Origin of the sequence: Roseibium marinum, from assembly GCF_002906165.1 — a bacterium.
Classification (GTDB): domain Bacteria; phylum Pseudomonadota; class Alphaproteobacteria; order Rhizobiales; family Stappiaceae; genus Roseibium; species Roseibium marinum.
Genome location: NZ_PPCN01000009.1, coordinates 242,340 through 266,743, shown reverse-complemented (window position 1 = coordinate 266,743; position 24,404 = coordinate 242,340). Strand labels below are relative to the sequence as shown.

Sequence of the window (24,404 nt, the reverse complement as noted above, 5' to 3'; positions counted from 1 at the left end):
TCCTAAAGCGCGCCGTCTTGCGGAAACAGCAGGGAGGCGTCCCCATAGCTGTAGAACCGGTATTCCTCGGCGATGGCATGGGCATACGCGGTATGCATGGTTTCCAGACCGGAAAATGCCGATACCAGCATGAAGAGGGTCGAGCGCGGCAGGTGAAAATTGGTCATCAGGGCATCGATCACCCTGAAACGGTATCCCGGAGTGATGAAGATCGACGTCTCTCCGGCGAAGGGTGCAATCGAACCGGTGACCTGAGCCGCGCTTTCAAGAATGCGCAGCGACGTCGTGCCGACGCTGACGACCCTGTTGCCACGCGCCTTGACCGCTGCAAGCGCAAGCGCCGTTGCTTCCGACACCTCCCCCCATTCCGCGTGCATCTTGTGATCCTGAGTGTCGTCGGCCTTTACCGGCAGAAACGTTCCCGCCCCCACATGCAGCGTGACGCGGTGCTGCTCAATGCCTCGGTCATCAAGCGCCTTCAGGAGTTGTGGTGTGAAATGCAGACCCGCTGTTGGAGCTGCCACCGCCCCGTCCCTTTCGGCGTAGATCGTCTGATAGTCCCGCCGGTCCTGCTCGTCCTCCGCGCGTTTATGCGCGATGTAAGGCGGCAGGGGAATATGGCCGACCACAGCGATGACCGCGTCGAGTTCCGGTCCCGCGCGGTCGAATTCCAAGAGGACTTCCCCGCCCTCGGCCTTTTCGACGACCCTGGCGGTCAGGATGACGTCTCCGGTTTCGAAAATGAGGGTATCGTCGGCCTGGAGTTTTTTGGCTGGCCTGACAAAAGCCCACCACCTGGACGGATCGGTCCGCAGATGCAGGGTTACGCTGATGCCGGCGGCAACATCGCCCCGCAGACGCTTGCCTTCGAGCTGGGCCGGTATGACCCTTGTGTCATTGAATACCAGCGCATCTCCCGGGTTCAGAAGCGACGGGAGATCGCGGACACCCCTGTCGCTCAGAACCTCCGGGCTACCCGGACGCACGACAAGCATGCGCGCTGCGTCACGCGGCCGGGCGGGCCGCAGTGCGATCCGCTCGTTGGGCAGGTCAAAATCAAACTGGTCGACGCGCATGGCGCTTCTGCTTAAGCCGTATCTTTGCGGGATGGACGGATTTCAACCGGACAGGATGACTTCCGGAATACCCGCTTTCATGTGTCAGCGGCTCATAAAGGGCGATCAGGTCAAGGTCAACCGGCGCGGAAAGGAATGCAAAAAAACAGCGCGGATCCGGGATCCGCGCTGCATGGGTCCGGTTATCGCCGGGATTACCGTTTTTTGCCCGTCAGGCAGCGTCCGCGGCGACCTTCACCGAGACAATATTGTCAGGATCAGCGACCGGCTCGCCGCGCTTGATCTTGTCGACATTGTCCATTCCATCGATCACCTGGCCCCAGACGGTATACTGACCGTCAAGCCAGGGAGCCTCGGTGAAGCAGATGAAGAACTGGCTGTCGCCGGAATTCGGATCCGATGACCTGGCCATGGAACAGGTACCGCGCGTATGTTTTTCCTTGCTGAATTCGGCTTTCAACTTCTGCCCGGAGCCGCCGGTACCGATGCCTTGCGGGCAACCGGTCTGTGCCATGAACCCGTCGATCACCCTGTGGAAGACGATGCCGTCATAAAAGCCATCCCGCACGAGTTCCTTGATGCGCGCGACATGGGCCGGCGCGAGGTCCGGCTTCATTTCAATGACAACCTGACCCTGGCTGGTGTCCATCAGCAAAGTGTTTTCCGAATCCTTGATGTCGGCCATATTCTTTCTCCTTAAATTCTTGAACAACGGGCTAAGTCAGCCATTTTTACTGCGCGTCCGCGGCAACCTGCATCTTGACGATCTTGTCGGGATTTGCTGGCGGTTCGCCCTTCGCAATCATGTCGACATATTCCATGCCGTCGGTAATCTCCCCGAAAACGGTGTATTGGCCGTTCAGCCAGTCGCCATCGGAGAACATGATGAAAAACTGCGAGTTGGCGCTGTCCGGGCTTGCAGCGCGGGCCATGCCGAGCGTGCCGCGCTTAAAGGGAGCCTGGCTGAATTCGGCCTTGAGATCGGGTTCGCTGGAACCGCCCATTCCCGTGCCGGTGGGGTCGCCGGTCTGAGCCATGAAACCGTCGATCACCCGGTGGAAGACGATGCCGTCATAAAATCCTTCACGGGTGAGTTTCTTGATCCGTTCCACATGCTCGGGTGCCAGATCCGGGCGCAGCTGTATGACAACACGGCCGTCCTTTAGATCGAGATAAAGGGTATTCTCCAGATCGGCTCCCTGCGCGCCCGCGGCGGCGGGCAGGACAATCAGGGCTGCCAGAACGGCGAATAGTCTAAAAAGGCGTGACACTGGTTACTCCTACGATTCAGGTCTGAAATTCGGGTTCTTGTCAGGTGCCGGAGGTTGTCCGGCGGCGCAAAGGTTCTCTGACCGGGTCAGGTACGAATGCGGAGATTTCTCCGCCCATCTTCGCGATTTGACGCACCAAGGTGGCCGTGATGTGGCGAACGCTCGGGGAAGCGGGCAGGAATACCGTTTTGATGTCCGGCTCAAGGGTTCCATTCATACCGGCCATCTGCATTTCATAGTCCAGATCCGTACCGTCCCTGAGGCCGCGCACGAGATAGGCCGCACCCTGGGTGCGCGCGGTCTCTATGACCAGATTTGAAAAAGAGATGACTTCGATCCTCGAAGCTTCTTGCGGGCTGTATTCCGCGGCGGCGGAGGCATGGATCAGTTCCATCCGTTCCTCGAATGAAAACAGGGGGGACTTGCCCGGATGAATGCCTATTGCAACCACCACCTTGTCGGCCAGGGCAAGCGCCTGGCGCAGAATGTCCATGTGGCCGTTGGTGACCGGGTCAAAGGACCCGGGATAAAGCGCGATACGAGTCATGGCCTCTTCCATACTCCGCCTTCCTCAAGCTCACAAGGAAAAGCCGGTTCGAAACGGTCATTTGCCATCAACAGACATTGTGTGACGGCCGTCACATCGGCCTTTTCATCAATGGACCAAAGTGGCCTCATCGAAATCAGATGGCGTGAGCAGGAGCCAGTACAATGAAAGGCTACGATACAATCGACCCGACCGGTAACAGGAGCGGGTTTCAACCGTTTTCGATTGCGGTCAACGCAACCGACCCGTCCGTTCATCTCAAGGTGGCCATGGTTTTCGTCCTGGCGCTGCTGACGATGATAGCTGCCGGGATGATTACCATGCATCCGGGCAATGCCTCACAGGCAGAGGGCCTGACCAGCCACGCAACACAGGGACTGTCGGCAACCAAGACGGACCGTTTTGCCAGAGCCGCTATCGACACGGGCTGCAAATCACAGACATGGGGCGCCTGGAGCGAGGATTGCGCAGCCGCCCTGAGCGGGGCCGGCAAGGTTCGCAACGTGTCCTTCGTGACCGTTGAAAAACGGGCTCCGACCGTGAATGAAACGATCCTCGCCCGCTACCCGGCGGCCAACTGACAGCACTTTCCTATTCCCGAACGGCAAACAGCGGCTCAGGTTCTCCTGGCCGCTGTTGTCGTTTCAATATGGGGGAATTACCGGAGATCAGCTCTCCGGCGTTTCACCGTTTTCCGCTTTAGGGTCTTCACCCGCATCGGTAGTGCCGTTCCCTTCGGGACTGTCGCCACCTTCCACGGATGCTTCGCCATCTTCGTCGAGTTCGTCTTCTTCATCGACTTCGGAGATGCCTTCAACGGCAACGACCTTTTCGCCTTCCGCCGTTTTAAAGACGATGACGCCTTGCGTTGCGCGGCCGGCAATCCGGATGCCGTGGACAGGACATCTGATCAACTGGCCGCCATCGGTCACCAGCATGATCTGATGGCTGTCCTCCACCGGGAAGGATGCGACAAGTCCGCCATTGCGGTCGTTCACGGCCATGGCCGTGATGCCCTTCCCGCCTCGCCCCGTCACCCGGTATTCGAAGGACGACGTGCGCTTGCCGTACCCGTTTTCGGATATGGTGAGGATGATCTGTTCCGCCGCGCTCATCTGCGCGTAGCGTTCCTGCGGCAGGTCCCCGGCGACGACGCCTTCTTCCTCGGCCCCGGTGACACCGTCGTCGGCTTCGCCGCGCATCGCCCTGGAGAGTTTCAGATAGGCGGCACGTTCCTCAGCAACGACATCGATATGGTGTAGGATCTGCATGGAGATGACCTTGTCGCCATCCGGCAGGCGAATACCGCGCACGCCGACCGAGTTCCGACCGGCAAAGACACGTACATCGGTCACCGGGAAGCGGATACACTGACCGAAATTGGTGGTCAGCATCACGTCGGAATGCTCAGAGCAGGTATCGACACCGACAATCCCGTCACCATCCTCCAGTTTCATGGCGATCTTGCCGTTCCGGTTGATGGTCACGAAGTCGGACAGTTTGTTCCGGCGCACCGTGCCGCGCACGGTCGCAAACATCACATCGAGATTTGCCCAGGTGTCCTCGTCTTCGGGAAGCGGAAGAATGGAGGTGATCTGTTCGCCCTGCTCCAGCGGCAGCATGTTGACCAGGGCCTTGCCGCGCGAGGTCGGACTGCCGAGCGGCAGGCGCCAGACTTTCATCTTGTAGCAGATGCCGCGAGAGGAGAAGAACAGAACGGGCGTATGGGTGTTGGCCACGAAGAGACGGGTGACGAAATCCTCTTCCTTGGTCGCCATTCCCGACCGACCCTTGCCGCCGCGCCTCTGGGCACGATAGGTCGTGAGCGGAACCCGCTTGATGTAACCGCCGTGGGAGAAGGTCACCACCATGTCTTCGCGCTGGATCAGATCTTCTTCATCGAAATCCGGACCGCCCTCGATGATCTCGGTCCGGCGCGGTGTTGCGAACTCCTCCTTGATCTCCAGCATCTCGTTACGGACGATTTCCTGGATACGGGCACGGGAACTGAGAATATCGAGAAAGTCGGAAATTTCCGCGCCGATCTTGTTCAGTTCTTCCTCGATTTCGTCGCGGCCCATCGCCGTGAGGCGCTGCAGACGCAGTTCGAGAATGGCGCGGGCCTGTTCTTCGGAAAGTTTGTAGGTTCCGTCTTCCTGGACCATGTGCCGGGGATCGTCGATCAGCCGGATCAGGGCTTCTACATCCTGGGCGGGCCAGTTACGTTCCATCAGTTGCGAACGGGCGGTCGCCGGGTCGGGCGCGCTGCGGATCAGCTTGATCACCTCGTCGATATTGGCAACCGCAATGCCGAGACCGACCAAAATGTGAGCCCGGTCGCGCGATTTTTTCAGAAGGAAGCGCGTCCGGCGCTGAATGACTTCCTCGCGGAACGATACGAAGGCCTGCAGCATGTAGGACAGATTCATCTGTTCCGGCTTGCCGCTGTTCAGGGCAACGATATTGGCTCCAAAAGATGTCTGAAGCTGGCTGAAACGATATAGCTGGTTGAGGATGACGTCCGGCACCGCATCGCGTTTGAGCTCAATCACCACCCGCATGCCTGAGCGGTCGCTCTCGTCGCGGATGTCGGAGATGCCCTCGACGCGTTTGTCCCGCACAAGTTCGGCGATCTTCTCGATCATGGTCGACTTGTTGACCTGATACGGGATTTCCGTGACGATCAGTGCGGTCCGGTCCTTGCGGACTTCCTCCACATTGACCTTGGCGCGCATCATGATCGACCCGCGGCCGGTTTCATAAGCGTTGCGTATTCCGGACCGGCCCAGGATCATTGCACCCGTCGGAAAGTCCGGACCGGGAACGATCTCCAGCAGTTCCTCAAGGGTCATGGCCGGGTTTTCCATGATCGCTATGGCCGCGTCGATCACTTCCCCCAGATTGTGGGGGGGGATGTTGGTCGCCATGCCGACCGCGATACCACCGGCGCCGTTCACCAGAAGATTGGGAAACTTGGCCGGCAGAACGACCGGTTCGCTTTCGGAGTTGTCGTAGTTCTCTTGAAAATCGACCGTGTCCTTGTCGATATCGTCCAGAAGCCTGTGCGCCACCTTTTGCAGACGGCATTCCGTGTAGCGCATGGCCGCGGCGGGGTCGCCATCGACGGAACCGAAGTTCCCCTGACCGTCGATCAGCGGCAGGCGCAGGGAGAAGGTCTGCGCCATGCGTACGAGGGCGTCATAAATCGCGCTGTCGCCGTGAGGGTGATATTTACCCATGACGTCACCGACCACGCGGGCCGACTTGCGGTAGGGTTTGTTCCACTCGTAGCCGTTTTCATGCATCGAATAGAGGATACGCCGGTGAACCGGTTTCAGGCCGTCGCGCACATCCGGAAGCGCGCGGGAAACGATCACGCTCATGGCGTAATCGAGGTAGCTGCGCTTCATTTCATCGACAATGGAAATCGGTTTGATATCGGACGGGAGTCCGTCGGAGGGGGTGCTGTTGTCCTGGTCAGCCAAGGAAGACACTCATTTCATTGTTATTGCTTGCTCTTTTATATCCGATTCAACGCTCCGATCCAAATTTGAAGCACTTTTACGTCTAACTTATAAGTCTTTAGAATCAATGGCCTGGAAGAAGTGTGCACAGGGTGTAAAAATGTTTTTTGCCCCGTGGGTCGCTGTGCTCTCAAAAGCCCTATAAAAAAGCAAGAATCGCACCTGAAAACCGGCCCAGGGGATACGAAATGCTCGACTATTTCATCAATGCCTTCGCGACGCTTTTCGTTACCATAGACCCGGTCGGCCTTGCGCCGATGTTTCTGGCGGTGACGGCCGGAATGAACCGGGCGGACCGGCGGCGGGTGGCGATCCGGGCAATCCTGACGGCGGCGGGAATTCTTCTGGTTTTTTACGCCTCCGGTCAGACCGTTCTAAACGTACTGGGCATTTCGGTGACGGCTTTCCGGGTCTCAGGCGGCATCCTTTTGTTCCTGATCGCGATCGAAATGATTTTCGGCAAGCGGCAGGAACGCAAGGCAGAGACTGCCGAAAAGGCGGTCGAATCCTCCAGTGCGCATCACGGCACCATCAATGAGCTTGCGATCTTCCCACTCGCAATTCCGCTGATTTCGGGACCCGCCGCGATTTCGGCGATCATTCTTCTGTCCGGTGAAGCCCCCGATACGCTTGCCTATGCAGGTCTGGGCGGGGTTATCGCCATTATTCTGGCCAGTTGCCTCGGCGCGTTCCTGCTGGCCGACAAGATCGAACGGCTGCTCGGCGATACGGCTCAATTGGTGATAACACGTCTTCTCGGTGTTCTTCTGGCCGCCCTTTCCGTCCAGTTCGTCGCCGATGGCGTATTGGCATTCCTTGAAAAATGACGGAATTTAGATTTATATTATTCGCCTAATATATTTTTCTGTATTCACGCGATTATTTGGGTATTTTTTATTGTTTTCTAGATTAGTAATCACGATACTTAGTTGGTTATTTAATTTTAATTCATAAAAACTAAATGCATTTGTTAACGGCGAGTCCTATTCGCCTGTAGTCACTTCGGGCTACGGGGCAAATCAGTATGCATTCAATTTCGACTTTTTCATCCGATCCGCATCTTGAGCAAATTCTGCCGGACTACGACCCGATCATTTGCCGTTCCCTAGCGGAAATAAACGAGTGTTTCCGCGTCCGGTACAAGGAATACTGCCTTTCGCGCGGCTGGGAGGACGCGGACAAGTTCCCCGAAGGTCTGGAACGAGACCATTACGACGATAATGCGGTCCATATTCTCCTCAAGGATATCGTCACCGGTGTGTCCGTCGGTACGGTTCGCATCATTTTCCATGATGCGGCCGGAAGTCTGGAAGGAAGCCTGCCCACCTTCGATCTGTCGGATGGTTTCCGGGATCATCTTCGGCCGCATATGCAGACCGACCGGCTCATGGAGCTTTCCCGCCTGACGATCGCGCGTGAAACTTCGCGTCCCGTAAGCCGAGCGGATCTTGCCCGTGGAATCTTTCCGGCTTTGGCCCTCATAAAAGGGGTTTTGCGGGCCATATCCCGGGACAATGTCGGCGTCGTCGTCATGACGGTCGCACGCTCGCTGCAACGTTTGCTTGAAAAGGCCGGCTTTTTCTACAACGACGTCGGTATCCGCGTTGATCACCGCGGAATGCGCTCCCCGCTGTTTCGGGAATTGACCCCGCTGATGGACGATCTTTACCATCACAATCAGGCGGTCTGGCGATATGTTACCGACAATGGCGCCACATGGCCCCTTCCCGCCCTGCTGAAGCCCGAAACCCGGCTTTCCGCCTGAGTTCCTCCGAAACAACAATATGTTTCTTGATCGGTCAGCAAGGAGCCAAGGGATGCATCCCGTTGATACGAAGCAATTTTCCTATGACGAAGCCTTTTCGCGAACCCTGGGCTGGATCACGCGGGACGAGCAGCAACGCCTGAAATCCAGAACCGTGGCTATTGCCGGACTGGGAGGTGTGGGCGGCGCGAATGCCATCACCCTCGCGCGGCTGGGCGTCAGCAAATTCAGACTTTGCGAATTCGATGAATTCGACCTGCCGAACTTCAACCGCCAATTCGGCTCGGGCGTATCGTCAATCGGACGGTTGAAAGCCGAGGTCATCTCGGAGCGGATCATGGATATCAATCCTGAGGCGGACATAAACCTCCGGCAGACCCCGTTGCGTCCGGACGATGCCGAAGCTTTTTTGAAGGGAGCGGATATTTACGTCGATTCCATAGACTTCTTCGCCTTGAACGTGCGCCGGGCTCTGTTCGCCTGTGCGCGGGCCAAACGAATTCCCGCCCTGACGACCGCTCCCATCGGCATGGGGGCGGCCTGGATTATCTTCACGCCGGACGGCATGTCATTTGAAGAGTATTTCTCCTTCGAAGACGGGGAAACGGAACGGAATTTCCTTCGTTTCGCCGTCGGGCTGGCTCCCTGCGGATTGCATCTTCCGCATCTTGTTGACAGTTCCCATGTCGACTTCAACCGCCGCAAGGTTCCCTCGACGCCCATGGGCATCGTCGTCAGCGCGGGTGTCGCCTCCACCGAGGCAATGAAACTGCTGCTCGGGCGGCGCAGCATGCGCGCGGCGCCCTGGTTTCATCAGTTCGATCCGATGGGTGGCGGGAAGGTCAGCCGGAGAGCCTGGTTCGGTGGCCGCAATCCGTTGCGCCAAGTCAAGCTGCGCGTCGTGGAACGAAAGCTGCGCAGACAGGCTTGCCAGCAGACTAACGGGGAAGCCGTACTTCAAAGCTGAGTGGCGACACGCCATGAACGCTATCGCGAGCCCGGATGAACACTTCGTCCAGGCTTTCGGGAACCTGCACGCCTGAAAGAGACCGTGTGAAAGGCTGTTCATCGACATGGGGATGCAGAAGCACGCGTTCACCCAGGAGCTCGCCGCCGGGAGAAAAGACCTGCCACAGATCGGCATAGTGATCCCAGCCGGTGTCGGCGTGTCTGAGCGTAACGGAAAAGGTCCAGCTGCTCCCCGCCTTCCTTGCGCTCGCACCGACGATTTCGACCTCGCCGGCAAGAGCCGGAAGCCAGCCGAAAACAGCGGCCAGAAGCGCGAATGTCATAACGGGCTTTCGATACATCCGAAATTGTTCCCTTTTCGATGAACTGATGTCAGCTTGAAGAGTTTGCAAAGGATACCAGCTTGATCAAAGTCACGAATGCGTCATAGGCTTCGGCGCATTAGTTGGAATGGAAACTTCAGTTCTCGGGAGACGTCTATGGCCGGACACGGATCTAAAAAAGTGATCTACGCGGCGCTCGTCGGCAATTCTCTGATTGCCGTCACCAAATTTGCCGCCGCCACCTATACCGGTTCGTCTGCGATGCTCTCGGAAGGTATTCACTCCCTTGTCGATACCGGCAACCAGGGACTGCTGCTCTACGGGCTGAAGAAGTCCAAGCAGCCAGCGGACCAGAGACACCCTTTCGGATACGGGGCCGAGCTGTATTTCTGGTCCTTTGTGGTGGCGATCCTGATTTTCGCCGTCGGTTCCGGCGTGTCGATCTACGAAGGCATTCAAAAGGTGCTGCACCCCCACCCGGTTTCCAGCCCCTATGTGGCATATATCGTGCTCTCACTGGCGATGGTCTTCGAGGCAGTGGCCTGGTGGATCGCCTACAAGGAATTCGATCAGGTGCGCGGCAACAAGTCGATCATAGCCGCGGTACGTGACAGCAAGGACCCGACGGTCTTCACGGTGCTGTTCGAGGACAGCGCCGCCATGCTCGGACTTGTTGTGGCGTTCATGGGGCTGTTGGGCGTGCAGTATCTCGGTCTGGCCTGGCTTGATGGCGCCGCTTCGATAACGATCGGTATTATTCTGGCGGCCACCGCGGCCCTGCTGGCCTATGAAACCAAGGGGCTGCTGATCGGGGAAGGCGCGTCGCCGGAAGTTCTTTCCAAGATCAAGGCCATCATCGGCGCGACGCCGGCGATCAAGAACCTCAATGAAATCAGAACGCTTCATCGGGGGCCGCAGGATATCCTGCTGGCACTTTCGGTGGATTTCATCGACGAGATCACGGCCGGTACTGTTGAGGAAACCATCTATTCCCTGGAACGGACGATCAAGATGGAAATGCCGCAGGTCACGCGGCTGTTCATTGAGGTTCAGGCCCAGGAACACCACGAAGAAATGCTGGAAGAGGAAAAAGCGGCGGTCAAACCTGCCACGGAGTGACGCCGTCCGGCAAACAAGGTTCGGGTTGTCGCGCTTGCACTCCCAAGCTGCCATCGTCATTGTTTGTTCGGTGGAGGTGACGGCCAATGGACGCGAAGACCGTACGTGCGGAACTTTTGAAGCTTAAGACCGAACTGGTTTCCCTGAGCGAGATTTCCGAGGAAGCCAGGGCGACGGTGACGCTCGATCAGCAGTCGGTCGGAAGATTGTCCCGTATGGATGCGCTTCAGGGCCAGGCCATGGCGCAGGCCGCGGAGCGGCAGCGCCGCACCCATATCCAGCTTATCGAAGCCGCTTTACAGCGGCTCGAAAAAGGCGAGTACGGCTATTGCGCAGAATGCGGTGAGGCGATCGCCGAAAAACGCCTGAAAGCAGATCCTGCCGCAGCGTTCTGCATCAATTGTGCCCGTTAACTCCGGTCACATGGTGGCGGAGCCCACGCAGGAAGGTTGCGACATCGCGGCAAATCGCGTCGATCGGGAACGCCTGCAAAGTTCCTTCCGTCCAATCGTTCTCGGGAGACAGACTCTCCTCAAGTGCCTGGGCGGTTAACCGTTCTTCCGCTTCCAGCGGAAGATTGCCCGCAGTCCTGAGCATCACAAGCTGCTCGTGTATACGGCGCAGGACCGACAAGGCCGCGCCCATCCTTATCGTCAGCCCGGTGTCGTTTCTCCAGCTTTTGCCGCCGAACACCTCTTGTGTGACACGTTGCCCTGCCCCGTGGCAGTCATAGGCGATACAGCCTTTGAACCCGAGCTCCTGCCGCTTGGAAAAAACCTTGCACCGTCCGCAGCCGTCGAGGTTGGCGCACACCTCACCGGCGGCCTTGTCCACCGCGAAAGATTCCGACTTGTCGAAGGCGAAGACGACGCAGCACAGCGCGGCACAGTTCGTACAATCCGGCGTCAGGGCTGGTTTGATCATTTCCAGGTCACGGACTCATAAATGAGGATGACATGGCATCCGAAATGGCGAAACCTCGTGAGGAAGGGCGTGCGGAGCGGGCTTTGTGGCCGGTCAAATGCGCTGACACTGCGAGGTGAAGCCATTTCCATGTCCTCCGGATTTGACCGGATTGCTCCTCGGCGTCGCGAAAGGTTCGAAAATGAACCACATTTCCTGCACTTCCGCTCCTTGATGAGGAACAAACCAATTCATGCTCATTCATGAGTCCGTGACCTAGGGTACATCGAACTTCGGCTTGGAATATATCCGTAATTTCAACGAGGTAAGAGCCTGTATGGTCAACCCTCAATATGGATCCACGTTTCCTGTCCGGCTCGCCTTGCACGCCTCCAGTCCCTTAGCGCCGGGAATATCCGGCAAGGACCCATAGGGTTTCAGCGCCGTACTGCGTTCGGCGCGGTTTTCAGGCGAGACGACGTTGTCGTAGAGCAGATCGAGGACGCTGTCCTTCCATCCAAGCGCGGGAAGGATTTTTTCGATCGCTTCGGAGGACGTTGCATCGGGAAAATTTCTGCCCTTTGCCGGAACTGACTTCACCGCGTAGGTTTTTCCGTCCACTTTCAAAGGTCCGAAGCAGGAAATATAGACCTGCATGGTGTCCGGATCCGGACCGTCGAACGCGTATTTCGCGCCGGCAATCGTTGTCCGCACATAGAACGGACGCTTCGAGGTGTTCGAGTACTCGGAATTCCCCATGACCTTGAGCTCCTCGCTGTCCAGCCAGGTGACCCAGACATCGACGACAGTTCCGTTGGACGGTGTGATCGTCGAGGGCATGGACCCGTATGAAACGAACACAGGCGTCCAGACAACATCGAAATCCTGCAATGTTCCCTTCATGACCGGGATGACGACATCTCCGGAAAATTTCTTGACCTGGAACTTCCGCGCCAACTGGCTCGGCGCTGGATTGGAACCGAAACCGATCACCGGTGTGATTTCGTCATCCGCCTTGACCGGAATGCCGAGCGCCTTCAGGAGCGCGGCGGCCGCGATGACCGAATTGTCAGGGAGCCTGAGCGTTGAATCGCCAAGAAGATTGCCGGTCACATCCACATACGGATAAACGCCGCCATTCACATAGAGATAGGATCCGTCCTCCCGCGCGTAGGGATAGGTGAAACCCTGATAGACCAGATTGGCGCAACTGAAGCCCTGCTTCATGCATTCTGCTTCCGTGGCTTCGGCTTCAAGCGGAAAGAGAACCGCGATGAGAAGTCCGATCACAGTGGCAGCGAATACATGGGCGAACTTACGCAGTCCGCTCACGCCGGGAACGTGGCAGGTGTCTTTCATGGCGGCGGAGTTCGATTTCATTGCGGATTGGTAACGGGCGAGCCTGATCAGATCAACCATATTGCCGATCAATGTTTCGTCGTGAACCAGACAAAGGGTTCGTTCGCGACCCCCGCGGACGGACGCGCTTGGCGAAGTTCGCTGCCGCGGGGGAACGACCGGGTAGCTCAAGCGTGTGGAAGTCATGGGTAACCGTCAGGCTATTCGGTTTATTCCCACTCGATCGTGCCGGGGGGTTTCGACGTGATGTCGTAGGTCACCCGGTTGATCCCCTGCACCTCGTTGATGATGCGGGTGGCGGTTTCGCCAAGAAACTCGTGAGAGAAGGGATAATAATCAGCGGTCATCCCATCCACCGAAGTTACCGCCCGCAGCGCGCAGGCGTAGTCGTAGGTACGGCCGTCACCCATCACGCCAACGGTGCGCACCGGCAGAATGGCGACGAAGGCCTGCCAGATGTCGTCGTAAAGACCGTGCTTGCGGATCTGGTCGATGTAGACCGCGTCCGCCTTGCGCAGGATTTCGAGTTTTTCGCGGGTGATTTCACCCGGGCAGCGGATGGCAAGGCCAGGTCCGGGGAACGGGTGGCGTCCGATAAAATGATCCGGCAGACCGAGTTCCCGTCCAAGCGCCCTCACCTCGTCCTTGAAAAGTTCCCGCAGCGGCTCGACCAGTTTGAGGCCCATTTTTTCCGGCAAACCACCGACATTATGGTGCGACTTGATCGTCACGGACGGTCCGCCGGAGAAGCTGACGCTCTCGATCACATCCGGATAAAGCGTTCCCTGGGCAAGGAATTCAGCGCCCTCGATCGCGTTGGCGTGCTTCTGGAAGACATCGATGAACAGCCGACCGATGATCTTGCGTTTGGTTTCCGGGTCGGACTGGCCGTCCAGTTCCCCCAGGAACAGGTCTTTCTCATCCGCGTGGATCAGCGGGATGTTGTAATGATCCCGGAACATGGAGACGACTTCATCCGCCTCGTTCAAACGCAACAATCCGTGGTCGACGAACACGCAGGTGAGCTGGTCGCCGATCGCCTCGTGTATCAGGACGGCCGCCACCGAGCTGTCTACACCGCCCGAAAGCCCGCAGATGACCTTCTTGTCGCCGACCTGTTCGCGGATTTTCGCGATTGCGTCATCCCGGTAGGCGCCCATGGTCCAGTCGCCGGTGAAACCGGCCAGCCTGACGAAGTTTTCGTAGATTGTCCTGCCGTTGGGCGTGTGATGCACTTCCGGATGGAACTGGACCGCGTAGAAATGGCGGCTGGTGTCCGCGGTAATGGCGAAGGGCGCGTTGGGCGACGTGCCGAAGACCTCAAAGCCCGGGGCAAGCCTGCTGACATGGTCGCCGTGGCTCATCCAGACCTGTTCCCGGCCTTCGGAAAACCAGCCCTTGAGTATGTCCAGCGGCTGACCGGCCGGGGTCACAAAGGCGCGGCCGAATTCAGCCGTACCGCCACCGCCGGAAATCTTGCCGCCTTCGACCTGCCCGCCAAGCTGTTGCATCATGACCTGTTGACCGTAGCAGATACCCAGCACGGGAACGCCAAGATCATAGACGGAAGCAGGCGGCCGCGGCGCTTCCTTCCTGGTGACCGTGTCGGGGCCACCCGAGAAAATCACCGCCTTGGGCGCGAATTCGGCCAGAAACGCGTCGCTGACGTTCTGGTAAGGGTGAATTTCGCAATAGACATTCAGCTCGCGCAGGCGCCGCGCGATCAGTTGGGTCACCTGAGAACCGAAATCGATGATGAGAAGACGATCATGCTGGGTCATGGCCCGCTTCTAACCGGTCTTTCGGTCAAATTGAACCGCAAATTCATCCCGCCGCAGGTCTCGCACAGCATTTTCCCCGAACTTCGGGCACGTGCTTGTTTCGACCGCAATTTGCCTGTCCGGCAAATAAATCGGCGGACAAGCTGTGCAAGATCGAATTTCGCTTTTGACCCGTGCGGCCGCGCTCCCTAGGCTGGCTTCTGCCGAGCGTCTCGTACCCTGAGACAGCGCGGCAGCAGGTGCTTGAGGAACCTAATATCGAATGACAGCAGCTGCCCGACAAGCGTTTGAAGAGGCCAAGGTGCTGGAAAATGCCGGCGATCTGGATAAAGCGCTGGTTTCCTACCTCAAGGCTCAGGAACTTTCGCCCCAGGATACGGAAATAGCTTACCGGACCGCCTCAGCGCTCCTTCAGGCGGGTTATCTGGAAGAAGCCCAGTCGCAATTGCGCCGGATCGTCTTCGCCGAACCCGAACACCTGAGTGCCCGCGCGAGCCTCGGCAATTGCCACCTTCTTCTCGGCGACACCCTTAATGCCCGGCAGAATTTCACGGAGGTTCTTGAGCAGGCACCTGACAACCGTAATGCGCTCTTCGGGCTGGCGAGTGTTCTTCTGAAGGAAAACAATCCCGCCGAAGCCGAAGGCCATGCCAGGCATCTGCTGGACCTGTTGCCAGATTCCGCGCCGGTTCTGACGCTGTTCGCGGAAACGCAAGACAAGTCGGGCCAGACCTCAGCAGCGATCGCCGCCTATCGCAAGGCTCTCAAATCCGCACCCGATCATGTACCTGCTCTGCTGGGCCTGTCTGAAACCCTGCTGCGCCGCAAGCGGTTCGATGAGGTTGTCGAGCTGACCATCAGGGCAAACCGTCAGATACCGGCCGATCCGCTCCCAATGGAAATGCTGTCGGATGCGCTATCGGGAAAAGGCGACCTCGAGGATGCCCGTGAGGCGGCGGAGGAAGCCCTCAGGCTCAGTCCCCGCTCCCTGCCGGGCCTGGTCCGCCTCAGTATCCTGTCGCGCAAACTGGGACATCCCGCGGCCGCCCTGAAACATGCTCTCACGGCCCATGACCTGGACAAAACCGCCCAGGGGCCGCTCAACGCACTGGGAGCGGCGCTTGCAGCCCTTAAATATTCCAACCAGGCCCGATCCGTTCTTACGGCGCTTTCGGCGGGCAAGGGGCTGGAGCCGGACATACGACGTTTTGTCGAAAGCCTGATTGAAAACGAAGCGGCCCGTTCTGCCGCAGAGAAAGCACAACCGGTGAAAACGGCTCCGGAAACCGGCGGAGAGCCTACGAAGCCCAAGCCGGCCAGCACGGAGGGGACCGGAACAGAAGGCCCGACCTCTCAAGAGGTGAAAGACCCGACCCAGTCCGACAGAACCGCGGAATCTGCTTCGGAAATTTTATCCGGAGCAGACGACCAGTTGCCGAATGTACTGGGGCTTCAGCGACAGGACCGGTCTTAGGCCTGCTGTATCCAAGCTGCCCTCAGGGGTTACGTTCGAAAATCGCCACGAAAAAACCGTCCGTTCCCGTGGACGCTGGGGTCATCAGCAGGTCTCCGCGCTCGGTGACGTAGCGAGGTTCCTGAGCATTTGGCAGGGCCGCTTTCCAGGCCTCCAGCGCCGATACCGGTTTGAAGTCGGGCGTGTTTTTCAGGAACCATTCAGCCTGGTCCTCGTTCTCAGCCGGTAAAACGGAGCAGGTCACGTAAACGAGGCGGCCACCCGGTTTCACATAGCGGCTGGCATTTTCAAGGACGTGGCGCTGATCCTCGATGCGGTCGGCCAGAGCCTTTTCGGCCAGACGCCATTTCGAATCGGGCCTGCGGCGCCAGACGCCGGTTCCCGTGCAGGGCGCGTCCATGAAGACTAGATCCATCTGTCCCGCGAGGTCTTCCAGATTGGAACTTGCCGGATCGCGAACCTGAATATTGCGGGCGCCGGCCCGCTGCAGACGTTCATGGATCGGAGCAAGGCGCAGCCTGTCGGCATCATAGGCGTAAAGCTGACCCTTGTTCTGCATGGCGGCCGCAAGCGCGAGCGTCTTGCCCCCGCCGCCGGCGCAGTAGTCCAGGACCTGTTCGCCCGGTTTTGCCTGCGCAAGGAGGGCGGCAAGCTGGCTGGCTTCGTCCTGAAGTTCGAACCAGCCCTTCCGATAGCCTTCCTCGGCCTGAACATGCGGCACGCGGCCGGATCCGGGCTTGGCCTCGATGCGCATGCCGACAGGTGACAGGGCCGTTGGCTGGGCGCCCGTGTGCGCGAGGCGTTTGAGAAGCTTGTCGCGATCGGATTTCAGGGTGTTGGTCCTGAGATCGACCGGCGCGCGCTGTGCAAGCGCCCTGCCCTCCTCGACAGCCCGATCACCGAAGACGGACTGGAAGCCCGGCCAAAGCCATTCGGGGACGTCGGCTTGCGCATATGCCGCCGGTTCACCGTTTCCGGACCCCGCCAGTCTATCCCGCTCGTCATCCGTCAGGCCGGCCGGCGCATGCTGGTCCTGCGTCAGAACCTCTGTGAGAGCCGGCACGCCTTTTTCCCACGTGAGTGCATAGGTTGCCAGTATGAGCGCGCGCGGCGTTCCATCCTCGAGGGATGCTGCCAGGGATGCCTTGTTGCGCAGGGCATCGAAGACGAGATTGCCGATGGCGGTTCTGTCGCCCGAACCCGCGAAGCGGTGGGCCGCTCCCCAGTCGCGAAGGGCAATCTGAACCGGCCTGTGGCGGGTTTCGACCTCGGTTAAGACTTCAATTGCCGCCGCAAGGCGTCCGCCATCTTTCATACTGATCCCTTGGGGTTGGACCGCAATCGGTCCGCACCGAATATAATGCTATCAAACGTTGGAAGGATAGTTCGGGCTTTCCCGCGTGATCGTCACGTCATGAGCATGGCTCTCGCGAAGACCCGCGCCGGAAATCTGCACGAAACGCGCCTTTTCCTGGAAATCGGCAATATTCTTGCCGCCAACATAGCCCATGGCGGCACGAAGACCGCCGGCCAGCTGATGCAGCACACCGCTGAGCGCTCCCTTGTAGGGGACCTGGCCCTCGATACCCTCGGGAACGAGTTTCAGGCTGTCGCTCACTTCCGCCTGGAAATACCTGTCCGCGGAGCCTCTTGCCATGGCGCCGACCGAGCCCATGCCGCGATAGGACTTATAAGACCGGCCCTGATGCAGATAGACTTCGCCGGGGCTTTCCTCGGTGCCCGCGAGCAGTGAACCGACCATCACCGATGCGGCGCCGGCGGCAATGGCCTTGGCCAGGTCGCCGGAGAACTTGATGCCGCCATCGGCAACGACGGGAACCCCGTGCTTGTCGGCTTCGTTGACCGATTCCATGATGGCCGTGAGCTGCGGCATGCCGACACCGGCGACGATCCGGGTGGTACAGATGGATCCGGGTCCGATGCCGACCTTCACGGCATCGGCGCCCGCATCGATCAGTGCCTTCGTGCCTTCCGACGTCGCGACATTGCCTGCCAGGACCTGAACGGAATTGGACAGGGTTTTCACCTGGCGAACCATGTCCAGAACCTTCTGGGAATGACCGTGGGCGGTGTCGACGACAACCATGTCGACACCGGCATCGACCAGCCGCTCCGCGCGGGCAAAGCCCTCTTCGCCGACACTGGTCGCCGCCGCGACCCGGAGGCGGCCCTGTGCGTCTTTCGATGCATTCGGGTTGAGCTGCGCCTTTTCCATGTCCTTGACGGTGATGAGACCGATGCAGTTCCGGTTCTCGTCGATCACAACAAGCTTTTCGATGCGATTCTGGTGCAGCAGCCGTTTGGCGTCTTCCTGACTGACATTGTCGCTGACCGTGATCAGATTATCGCGGGTCATCAGCTCGTGAATTTTCTGGTCCGGGTTGGAAGCGAAGCGCACGTCGCGGTTGGTCAAAATGCCGACCAGTCTGCCGACTGCCTGCCCGCCGGAACCACCGTTTTCAACGACTGGCACGCCGGAAATGCCGAAATGTTTCATCAGGTTCAGAGCGTCCTGCAGGGTCGCGTCCGGTCCGATCACCAGCGGATTGACAACCATGCCGGATTCGAACTTCTTGACCATGCGGACTTCCTCGGCCTGCTGGTCCAGAGAAAGATTGCGGTGAATGACGCCGATGCCTCCGGCCTGGGCCATCGCGATGGCGAGACGGCCTTCCGTGACCGTATCCATGGCGGAGGAAAGGATCGGAATATTGAGTTCCAGCTCCCTTGTGACCCTGGTGCGCAGATCCACCTGGCCGGGCATGACTTCCGAATGACCGGGGATGAGCAGGACATCGTCGAAGGTCAGGGCTTGCTGTCCGGTCGGTGGGACAAAGAAGGATGCCATTGCCAATTCCCCTTTAAAAAAATATTCGCGACGCGGGCCTGTCTATAAAGCCTGCATCTTTCGAGTCGCTTCGGCTGTGCCGGAGAAGTTGGCGCGGGTCAATACCACGCAGGTGACAGAAAGAAAAGGGTGTTGGCTCTGGCTTTCCATGCGCCTTGATTTCCAACAGACTTTTTCAAGGTCGGTTCCGCCCGCTCGACGTGTCGTGGATCAATCCCGCTCAAGATCGCTGCCGCGGAACCCCTTGGCGATCACGTAAAGCTCCGGACTTTCCTTGCGGCTTGCCGGCGGCTTCAGGTGAGATACGGTCTTGAATTCCCGCTTGAGATCCAGCAGCAGCGTATTTTCGGTACCGCCGCGGAAGACCTTCGCCAGAAAGGATCCGCCGGGCACGAGGTTACGGCGAGCGAAATCGATCGCGATTTCAAATAGATATGTCGTGCGCAGATGATCCGTCTGCTTGTGGCCTGTTGTGGGAGACGCCATGTCCGACAGGACAACGTCCGGTTTGCCGCCAAGGGCTTCCATCAGGGCCGCCGGCGCGTCGTCGTCCAGAAAGTCCTTTTTCAGGAATGTGGCACCGCGCACGTGATCCATGTCGAGATAATCTATTCCGACAACCTTGGGCGCATCGATACTGGATTGCACCCGCTGCGCGGCCACCTGGCACCAGCCGCCTGGCGCGCAGCCGAGATCGACAACCCTGTAGCCGGGTTTCAGCAGTTTGTGCCGGTCGTCTATTTCTATGAGCTTGTAGGCCGCTCTGGACCGGTAGCCGTCAATTTTCGCCCGCCGCACATAGGGATCGTTCAACTGGCGTGACAGCCAGCGCGTGGACGATTCGCGCCGCCCGGCCGATGTCTTCACCTTGACGTGCAGGCCCCGGTCTCCGGTACCTTTTTTTGAACCGCTCATGCTCTGTTCCTTTGACGGCCGCGATCCTGCCGGTTGCCGGACTTCCTGTGAGTCCAGACGCCGTCGGCCGACATCAATTCCGTTAAAATACCCTCGCGCAATCCCCTGTCCGCGACGCGCAGCCGCGAGCAGCTCCAGCGGCGTCGGATAGCTTCGAGTATGGCGCAGCCCGCCAACACGAGATCGGCACGGTCCTCGCCTATGCACGGGTTCTCGACGCGGGCCTCATAGGGCATATCGCGGAGCTGATCAATCATTCTGCCGACATCGCCGTCTTCAAGCCATGTTCCGTCCACCCGGCGCCGGTCATAGCGCTTCAGTCCCAGATGCACGCCGGCAAGGGTGGTGACCGTTCCCGATGTGCCGAGCATGTGCACCCTTCCGGTGGAAATGGCTTCCGTAAGGCTGCTGGCGAGGCTGAAGGAGGCCAGGTGCCCGGCGGCATCCTCGACCATGGCTTCGAAGACATCCGGCGTGACATGCACGCCGCCGTGGCGTTCGGCAAGATTGACCACCCCGACCGGCAGAGAGATCCAGGAGCGGATAAAACGCGTCAGGGCGTAGCCGCGCGCGCCGCAGCGATTGCGCAGGTCCAGCCAGACGATTTCCGACGAGCCGCCGCCGATATCGAAAAGAATGACGCCGTCCGCGTCGTGATCGACAAGCGACGCACAGCCCGCAACCGCCAGGCGGGCCTCCGTCTCCCGATTGACGACCTCCAGGGCGAGACCTGTTTCCGCCTGGACGCGCTCGATGAATTCGGTGCCGTTTTCCGCGGCCCGGCAAGCTTCCGTCGCTATCAGGCGGGAGCGGGAAACGCCCCTGTCCGCAAGCTTCCGGTGGCAGTTCGCCAACGCGTCGATCGCCCTGTCCATGGCGGCTTCGCCGAGCCGCTTGTTGGACCCGACCCCCTCGCCCAGCCGGACGATACGCGAATAGGCGTCCACGACGCGAAACCCGCGGTCCTCCGGGCGGGCGATCAACAGCCTGCAATTGTTGGTTCCAAGATCCAGCGCGGCATAAAGCGATCCACGATGGTGCCCGTTTCTGGCGCGCTCGCCATGAACGCCAGTCCAGCTCCCACGGGGCTGGTTATCGCGGGTTTTCGTTACGCGGATATCGGCGTCTTTCGCGGACGGTTCGCGGGCGGCATGTCCCGCGTCTCCTGCGTGTGCAGCTTTATCCTGCGGTGTGCCAGCTTCCAGCTCAGACCCGGCTTCCGACGACACGCCTTCCGGTGCGCCGTTCACGGATTGCCATCTGCGCCGGCCCCTGCGCCGCGCGGCTTTTTTGCCTTTCAGGCTGGTCGCCGCGTCGCTGCCCTGAGAGGTGTCCCGGTCCTCGCCTGAGAGTGGAAGCCGGTTGCCCGCGCCGGCATCTCCGCCATGCGCCAATTTGCGCCCGCGCCGGCGTTTCTTGCGGCGTTTTCCGGGATTGGACGCGGCTCCCCCATCCCCCGCCGGCTGCGCAGGCGGTTGGGCGTTCTTTTCGACGGTTCCGGATACAGCTTGGGCTTGAACAGGTCCGGCCTCCTTGGGCGTTCCCGTTGCGGCGGCATTTTCCTGCGCCGCCACCTTGCCTTTCGGTCCCTGGCCGGAGCGACGTTTGCGGCGCCGTCTGCCAGGTCCCTTGAACTCCTGTGGAGTTCCGCTGTTTCCGGACACGTCAGCGGTACGACGCCCGTTCTCGGGCGGTTCCTGACCTGACTGAGTCACTTTATGCCTTTCAGGTCCCGGCGTACCGGCCGTCAAACGGGGCGCTGCCGGAGACCATGTCTTTCGTTGACAAAACTGTAACAGGTTGGCCGCCGATGGAAAAGCACATAACAGCCGGCGAAAGATCCGGGCTTTCGCGAAACTGTCCCGGGCGTGTCTATTTCACAAAAAAGTCGGAACCGGCCCTTGCAATCGCCAATATGATGGATGTATATGCGGCACACCCGTTGCCACCGGGGCCCTTGGCCCGCACGGTTGCTGCGACGGGATGCTCGGTTTCCGGGCAGCGTTGGGGAATAGGTTAACGGTAGACCCACGGACTCTGACTCCGTTAGTCCTGGTTCGAATCCAGGTTCCCCAGCCAACTCTTTTTCAAGTCATTGATAGTGTTATCGAAAATGGATCGCCGAATCCATGTTCTCAGTCATATCGACCAAGTGACGCCCAAAACTGGTGCCCAAAAGCGCTTTCCGGCACAAGGAATATGGGCAATTGCTCGTCGTCACGACGTTCAAAAAGCCGAGGCACCCTTCGACCGGGCGCTTGTAAAGAAAAACGCGCGCACCCTACTGCCAGAACAGCGATGCACCGCTTGGCCAAGCCCGCTGCCGTCTTCCGGTTACATTATCGTAACGGCCACAGCATGCGGCCCTTCCTCGCCTTCCATCTCGGTGAAATGGACGGTCGAGCCGATTTCAATCCTGGGCCAATCGTCACCTGTCACGCTATCTGCCCGAAAGAAAAAGCGCTGGCCACTGGCCTCTTCGATGAAGCCATAAGCTTCATCACGGAACAAATCGGTCACTTTCCCCTTGGCCTTGCCCGGGTGGGATTTGACGTGGACCCCGCCGGTCTTGCGGACATGATCCTCGTGCTGCCGCTGGGCGGCGTCGAAAGCGTCGCGAACAGCAACCAAGATGTCCTCGTGCGCATGGTTCTTGCCGGGTTCCCGGTTGACGACGATGTCGCGTCCGGGCACCTGGATGTCGATGCTGATTTTGTAAATCTCGCCCTTCTGACCGTGCCGGTGCGGGACTTCAACCGTGACCTGACAGGCGGTAATGCGGCCATGGAATTCTTCGAGTTTCTCGATCCGCTCACGGATCTTGGCTTCCACATGTGGCGAGGGTTCAACACCCCGAAACGTAACTTGAGGCTCAACCTGCACGGTAATTCTCCGTCTTGAATGATGGGAATACGGCATCGACAGGCTGCTGACATTCCGCGGTTGCCTGGATGCCGGGTATCATCGGCCTGCCTGAAGGGAATTTCATTGACGAAAGTCAAGCTGTTCAGCTCATGCCCTCAGGCGCGTTTTTCCTTCAGGTAGGCAATAGCACCGTCCATCGTCATGAGTTTCGGATAGTCGAGTTCGGGGGCAGCGACCCCGAGGCGTTGATGCAGGGCGGTGACAAAATTGAGAAAATCCATCGAGTCGATGTCGAGTTCCTCCCGAAGGTCGCCCTGGGGATCGATATCGTCGAGATCCATGTCCGGCGCGATGTTTCCCAATTCCTCGCGCACCACCTGGTCAATGTCCACTTGGCTCATAACGCCTCCGGTTCCTGCAGCAATTTGCCTATCTGGGAAAGAAACATGGCTCCCCTATGGCCGTCGCTGACCCGATGGTCGGCGGCAAGCGTTGTCGTCACCATGAGGCGCGGGACAATTTCTCCTGCGACGACCCAGGGACGTTCGGTCGCTTTGCCGAAGCCGACAATGGCAACCTGCGGCGGGTAGATAACGCCGTAGAGCGCTTCGACCCCGCGCTCGCCCAGGCTCGAAACGGTGAGTGTCGGATCGGCGATCTCCGAACTCCTGAAGCGGCCGGCGCGGACACGCGCAACCAGATCGCGCATCGACGTCATGACAGCGTCGAGCGACATGTCGGCGGTGTCATGGATGGCGGGCGCCACCAGCCCGCCGCCCCGAATGGAAATGGCCACACCGATATGCGTGCGATCAGACGCCTCGAACCCGCTCTCACCGAAAAAACCATTGAACTCCGGGTATTTCTTCGCGGCCAAAGCGCTCGCCTTTACGTAAAGCGCGCCCAGCAGCAGCCTGTCCGTGGGCGGCCGGTCGGCATTGGTGCGTGTCAGCCAGTCGTTCGCCACGCTCACATCGACCGTATCCTGCAGATAATAATGCGGGATTTCGCGCTTCGAGCGCGCCATGGCCGCGGCAATCGCCGCGCGCATCTGGTTGAAATCGAAGCTGGCCGGCTTTTTCTGCGCCGGTTTTTCCGGTCTCGGTGTTTCTGGCAAGGTTTTCGGGGTCACACCTATGGCGGCTTCGACATCCGCGAGCACAATTGCACCTTCCGGTCCGCTGCCGGCAAGAGCCGCGATATTCAGATTGTGAGCCTCGGCCAGTTTCCGCGCCGCGGGCGAGGCTTTTGTTCCGGTTTCGGCAGGCTGGACTGGAGCGGTCTGTGGCCTGGTTTCCGCAGGCACGATTTGCGGAGCGACCGCAGATGGTCGCGGAACGGCGTCAGGCTTTCCGGTCGGCGCCGTGGGCGGCACAACTTCCGCCTCCGCCTCCGACTCCGGCTCCCTGCCCTGGATAATCGCCAGCGGCGTGCCGACGGGAACCTTCGCTCCCAGTTCCACCAGCGGCCTCTCGAAGACGCCATCCTCGAACACTTCGATCTCGATGGCACCCTTCTGGGTTTCGACAACCGCGACAATATCGCCGTGGCGGACCTTCTCGCCCGGTTCGACCAGCCATTCGACGAGCTTTCCCGCTTCCATGTCGGCGCCGAGCGAGGGCATGCGAAACTCACCCATCCCGG

23 protein-coding genes and 1 tRNA gene are annotated in these 24,404 nt (G+C 59.3%); 8 read left to right on the top strand and 16 right to left on the bottom strand.

The window, feature by feature from the left end:
* Positions 1–2 precede the first annotated feature (2 nt).
* From queA to coaD, 4 genes are all read right to left on the bottom strand, one after another.
* Complete coding sequence (gene queA / locus CLV41_RS19735; RefSeq protein WP_103224139.1) at positions 3–1,076, bottom strand: tRNA preQ1(34) S-adenosylmethionine ribosyltransferase-isomerase QueA; 1,074 nt, start codon at positions 1,074–1,076, stop codon at positions 3–5.
* Positions 1,077–1,287: 211 nt separating this feature from the next.
* On the bottom strand, positions 1,288–1,761 hold the full coding sequence (locus CLV41_RS19730) for a peptidylprolyl isomerase (RefSeq protein WP_103224138.1): 474 nt from the start codon (positions 1,759–1,761) through the stop codon (positions 1,288–1,290).
* A 46-nt stretch (positions 1,762–1,807) separates the two neighbouring features.
* Entirely contained in the window at positions 1,808–2,347 is a 540-nt protein-coding gene (locus CLV41_RS19725; protein ID WP_103224137.1) for a peptidylprolyl isomerase, read from the bottom strand.
* A 40-nt stretch (positions 2,348–2,387) separates the two neighbouring features.
* Complete coding sequence (gene coaD, locus CLV41_RS19720) at positions 2,388–2,894, bottom strand: pantetheine-phosphate adenylyltransferase (protein ID WP_103224169.1); 507 nt, start codon at positions 2,892–2,894, stop codon at positions 2,388–2,390.
* A 164-nt stretch (positions 2,895–3,058) separates the two neighbouring features.
* Between coaD and CLV41_RS19715 the strand changes: the two genes are divergently transcribed.
* On the top strand, positions 3,059–3,475 hold the full coding sequence (locus tag CLV41_RS19715; protein ID WP_103224136.1) for a phosphopantetheine adenylyltransferase: 417 nt from the start codon (positions 3,059–3,061) through the stop codon (positions 3,473–3,475).
* Between the two features lie 87 nt (positions 3,476–3,562).
* Here the strand turns inward: CLV41_RS19715 and gyrA are convergent, their stop codons facing one another.
* Positions 3,563–6,379: a DNA gyrase subunit A gene (gene gyrA / locus CLV41_RS19710; RefSeq protein WP_408014114.1), complete on the bottom strand. Its 2,817-nt coding sequence runs from the start codon at positions 6,377–6,379 to the stop codon at positions 3,563–3,565.
* Positions 6,380–6,606: 227 nt separating this feature from the next.
* Here gyrA and CLV41_RS19705 point away from each other — a divergent pair, with 227 nt between their 5' ends.
* The 3 genes from CLV41_RS19705 to CLV41_RS19695 all read left to right on the top strand — a co-directional run bounded on the left by CLV41_RS19705 (position 6,607) and on the right by CLV41_RS19695 (position 9,150).
* Positions 6,607–7,245, top strand: a complete 639-nt coding sequence (locus CLV41_RS19705) for a MarC family protein (RefSeq protein WP_103224135.1) — start codon at positions 6,607–6,609, stop codon at positions 7,243–7,245.
* Positions 7,246–7,442: 197 nt separating this feature from the next.
* Entirely contained in the window at positions 7,443–8,183 is a 741-nt protein-coding gene (locus tag CLV41_RS19700) for a GNAT family N-acyltransferase (protein ID WP_103224134.1), read from the top strand.
* A gap of 52 nt (positions 8,184–8,235) precedes the next feature.
* On the top strand, positions 8,236–9,150 hold the full coding sequence (locus CLV41_RS19695; RefSeq protein WP_103224133.1) for a ThiF family adenylyltransferase: 915 nt from the start codon (positions 8,236–8,238) through the stop codon (positions 9,148–9,150).
* Here CLV41_RS19695 and CLV41_RS19690 read toward each other — a convergent pair.
* Complete coding sequence (locus CLV41_RS19690; protein ID WP_235867190.1) at positions 9,122–9,475, bottom strand: hypothetical protein; 354 nt, start codon at positions 9,473–9,475, stop codon at positions 9,122–9,124. The genes CLV41_RS19695 and CLV41_RS19690 overlap by 29 nt on opposite strands.
* Before the next feature lie 156 nt (positions 9,476–9,631).
* On the opposite strand from CLV41_RS19690, the gene CLV41_RS19685 reads away from it, so the two are divergent.
* The gene (locus CLV41_RS19685) at positions 9,632–10,594 is read left to right on the top strand and encodes a cation diffusion facilitator family transporter (protein WP_103224131.1); all 963 of its coding nucleotides are present in this window, start codon (positions 9,632–9,634) and stop codon (positions 10,592–10,594) included.
* 86 nt (positions 10,595–10,680) lie between these two features.
* A complete protein-coding gene (locus CLV41_RS19680; protein ID WP_103224130.1) occupies positions 10,681–11,007 on the top strand; it encodes a TraR/DksA family transcriptional regulator in 327 nt (108 codons plus the stop codon).
* On the opposite strand, the gene CLV41_RS19675 is transcribed toward CLV41_RS19680, so the two are convergent.
* The 3 genes from CLV41_RS19675 to guaA form a co-directional block, all read right to left on the bottom strand.
* Positions 10,991–11,518 (bottom strand): hypothetical protein, encoded by a 528-nt coding sequence (locus tag CLV41_RS19675; RefSeq protein ID WP_103224129.1) that lies wholly within the window; start codon positions 11,516–11,518, stop codon positions 10,991–10,993. The two genes, CLV41_RS19680 and CLV41_RS19675, sit on opposite strands and share 17 nt — an antisense overlap.
* A gap of 327 nt (positions 11,519–11,845) precedes the next feature.
* On the bottom strand, positions 11,846–12,916 hold the full coding sequence (locus CLV41_RS19670) for a hypothetical protein (protein WP_146048609.1): 1,071 nt from the start codon (positions 12,914–12,916) through the stop codon (positions 11,846–11,848).
* A 149-nt stretch (positions 12,917–13,065) separates the two neighbouring features.
* Positions 13,066–14,637, bottom strand: coding sequence for a glutamine-hydrolyzing GMP synthase (gene guaA, locus CLV41_RS19665; RefSeq protein ID WP_103224127.1), 1,572 nt, complete (start codon positions 14,635–14,637; stop codon positions 13,066–13,068).
* 262 nt (positions 14,638–14,899) lie between these two features.
* On the opposite strand from guaA, the gene CLV41_RS19660 reads away from it, so the two are divergent.
* Complete coding sequence (locus CLV41_RS19660) at positions 14,900–16,111, top strand: tetratricopeptide repeat protein (protein WP_103224126.1); 1,212 nt, start codon at positions 14,900–14,902, stop codon at positions 16,109–16,111.
* Positions 16,112–16,133: 22 nt separating this feature from the next.
* Here CLV41_RS19660 and CLV41_RS19655 read toward each other — a convergent pair whose 3' ends face one another.
* The 4 genes from CLV41_RS19655 to CLV41_RS19640 all read right to left on the bottom strand — a co-directional run bounded on the left by CLV41_RS19655 (position 16,134) and on the right by CLV41_RS19640 (position 21,610).
* Positions 16,134–17,426 (bottom strand): RsmB/NOP family class I SAM-dependent RNA methyltransferase, encoded by a 1,293-nt coding sequence (locus CLV41_RS19655; protein WP_103224125.1) that lies wholly within the window; start codon positions 17,424–17,426, stop codon positions 16,134–16,136.
* A gap of 51 nt (positions 17,427–17,477) precedes the next feature.
* Positions 17,478–18,980: an IMP dehydrogenase gene (gene guaB, locus CLV41_RS19650; protein ID WP_103224124.1), complete on the bottom strand. Its 1,503-nt coding sequence runs from the start codon at positions 18,978–18,980 to the stop codon at positions 17,478–17,480.
* A 210-nt stretch (positions 18,981–19,190) separates the two neighbouring features.
* A complete protein-coding gene (locus CLV41_RS19645; RefSeq protein ID WP_103224123.1) occupies positions 19,191–19,895 on the bottom strand; it encodes an RlmE family RNA methyltransferase in 705 nt (234 codons plus the stop codon).
* Positions 19,892–21,610, bottom strand: coding sequence for a Ppx/GppA phosphatase family protein (locus CLV41_RS19640; RefSeq protein ID WP_235867189.1), 1,719 nt, complete (start codon positions 21,608–21,610; stop codon positions 19,892–19,894). The genes CLV41_RS19645 and CLV41_RS19640 overlap by 4 nt, the downstream gene beginning before the upstream one ends.
* A 290-nt stretch (positions 21,611–21,900) precedes the next feature.
* Here CLV41_RS19640 and CLV41_RS19630 point away from each other — a divergent pair.
* Positions 21,901–21,974: transfer RNA gene (locus tag CLV41_RS19630), tRNA-Gln, on the top strand.
* 255 nt (positions 21,975–22,229) lie between these two features.
* Here the strand turns inward: CLV41_RS19630 and CLV41_RS19625 are convergent.
* From CLV41_RS19625 to CLV41_RS19615, 3 genes are all read right to left on the bottom strand, one after another.
* Positions 22,230–22,778 carry an HPF/RaiA family ribosome-associated protein gene (locus CLV41_RS19625; protein ID WP_103224121.1) on the bottom strand — a complete coding sequence of 183 codons (549 nt, stop codon included), beginning with the start codon at positions 22,776–22,778 and terminating at the stop codon, positions 22,230–22,232.
* A 137-nt stretch (positions 22,779–22,915) separates the two neighbouring features.
* Positions 22,916–23,161, bottom strand: coding sequence for an acyl carrier protein (locus CLV41_RS19620; RefSeq protein WP_103224120.1), 246 nt, complete (start codon positions 23,159–23,161; stop codon positions 22,916–22,918).
* Positions 23,158–24,399 carry a dihydrolipoamide acetyltransferase family protein gene (locus CLV41_RS19615; RefSeq protein WP_103224119.1) on the bottom strand — a complete coding sequence of 414 codons (1,242 nt, stop codon included), beginning with the start codon at positions 24,397–24,399 and terminating at the stop codon, positions 23,158–23,160. The genes CLV41_RS19620 and CLV41_RS19615 overlap by 4 nt, the downstream gene beginning before the upstream one ends.
* Positions 24,400–24,404: the final 5 nt, after the last annotated feature.

Bases quoted from the DNA above. Each gene is read 5' to 3' on its own strand.
- CLV41_RS19695 (WP_103224133.1), top strand. From the start codon at position 8,236: ATGCATCCCGTTGATACGAAGCAATTTTCCTATGACGAAGCCTTTTCG.
- CLV41_RS19675 (WP_103224129.1), bottom strand. From the start codon at position 11,518: ATGATCAAACCAGCCCTGACGCCGGATTGTACGAACTGTGCCGCGCTG.
- CLV41_RS19680 (WP_103224130.1), top strand. From the start codon at position 10,681: ATGGACGCGAAGACCGTACGTGCGGAACTTTTGAAGCTTAAGACCGAA.
- CLV41_RS19670 (WP_146048609.1), bottom strand. From the start codon at position 12,916: ATGGTTGATCTGATCAGGCTCGCCCGTTACCAATCCGCAATGAAATCG.
- CLV41_RS19660 (WP_103224126.1), top strand. From the start codon at position 14,900: ATGACAGCAGCTGCCCGACAAGCGTTTGAAGAGGCCAAGGTGCTGGAA.
- guaB (WP_103224124.1), bottom strand. From the start codon at position 18,980: ATGGCATCCTTCTTTGTCCCACCGACCGGACAGCAAGCCCTGACCTTC.
- CLV41_RS19705 (WP_103224135.1), top strand. From the start codon at position 6,607: ATGCTCGACTATTTCATCAATGCCTTCGCGACGCTTTTCGTTACCATA.
- CLV41_RS19690 (WP_235867190.1), bottom strand. From the start codon at position 9,475: ATGACATTCGCGCTTCTGGCCGCTGTTTTCGGCTGGCTTCCGGCTCTT.
- CLV41_RS19620 (WP_103224120.1), bottom strand. From the start codon at position 23,161: ATGAGCCAAGTGGACATTGACCAGGTGGTGCGCGAGGAATTGGGAAAC.
- CLV41_RS19645 (WP_103224123.1), bottom strand. From the start codon at position 19,895: ATGAGCGGTTCAAAAAAAGGTACCGGAGACCGGGGCCTGCACGTCAAG.
- CLV41_RS19685 (WP_103224131.1), top strand. From the start codon at position 9,632: ATGGCCGGACACGGATCTAAAAAAGTGATCTACGCGGCGCTCGTCGGC.
- guaA (WP_103224127.1), bottom strand. From the start codon at position 14,637: ATGACCCAGCATGATCGTCTTCTCATCATCGATTTCGGTTCTCAGGTG.
- coaD (WP_103224169.1), bottom strand. From the start codon at position 2,894: ATGACTCGTATCGCGCTTTATCCCGGGTCCTTTGACCCGGTCACCAAC.
- CLV41_RS19700 (WP_103224134.1), top strand. From the start codon at position 7,443: ATGCATTCAATTTCGACTTTTTCATCCGATCCGCATCTTGAGCAAATT.
- queA (WP_103224139.1), bottom strand. From the start codon at position 1,076: ATGCGCGTCGACCAGTTTGATTTTGACCTGCCCAACGAGCGGATCGCA.
- CLV41_RS19615 (WP_103224119.1), bottom strand. From the start codon at position 24,399: ATGGGTGAGTTTCGCATGCCCTCGCTCGGCGCCGACATGGAAGCGGGA.
- CLV41_RS19730 (WP_103224138.1), bottom strand. From the start codon at position 1,761: ATGGCCGACATCAAGGATTCGGAAAACACTTTGCTGATGGACACCAGC.
- CLV41_RS19715 (WP_103224136.1), top strand. From the start codon at position 3,059: ATGAAAGGCTACGATACAATCGACCCGACCGGTAACAGGAGCGGGTTT.
- CLV41_RS19655 (WP_103224125.1), bottom strand. From the start codon at position 17,426: ATGAAAGATGGCGGACGCCTTGCGGCGGCAATTGAAGTCTTAACCGAG.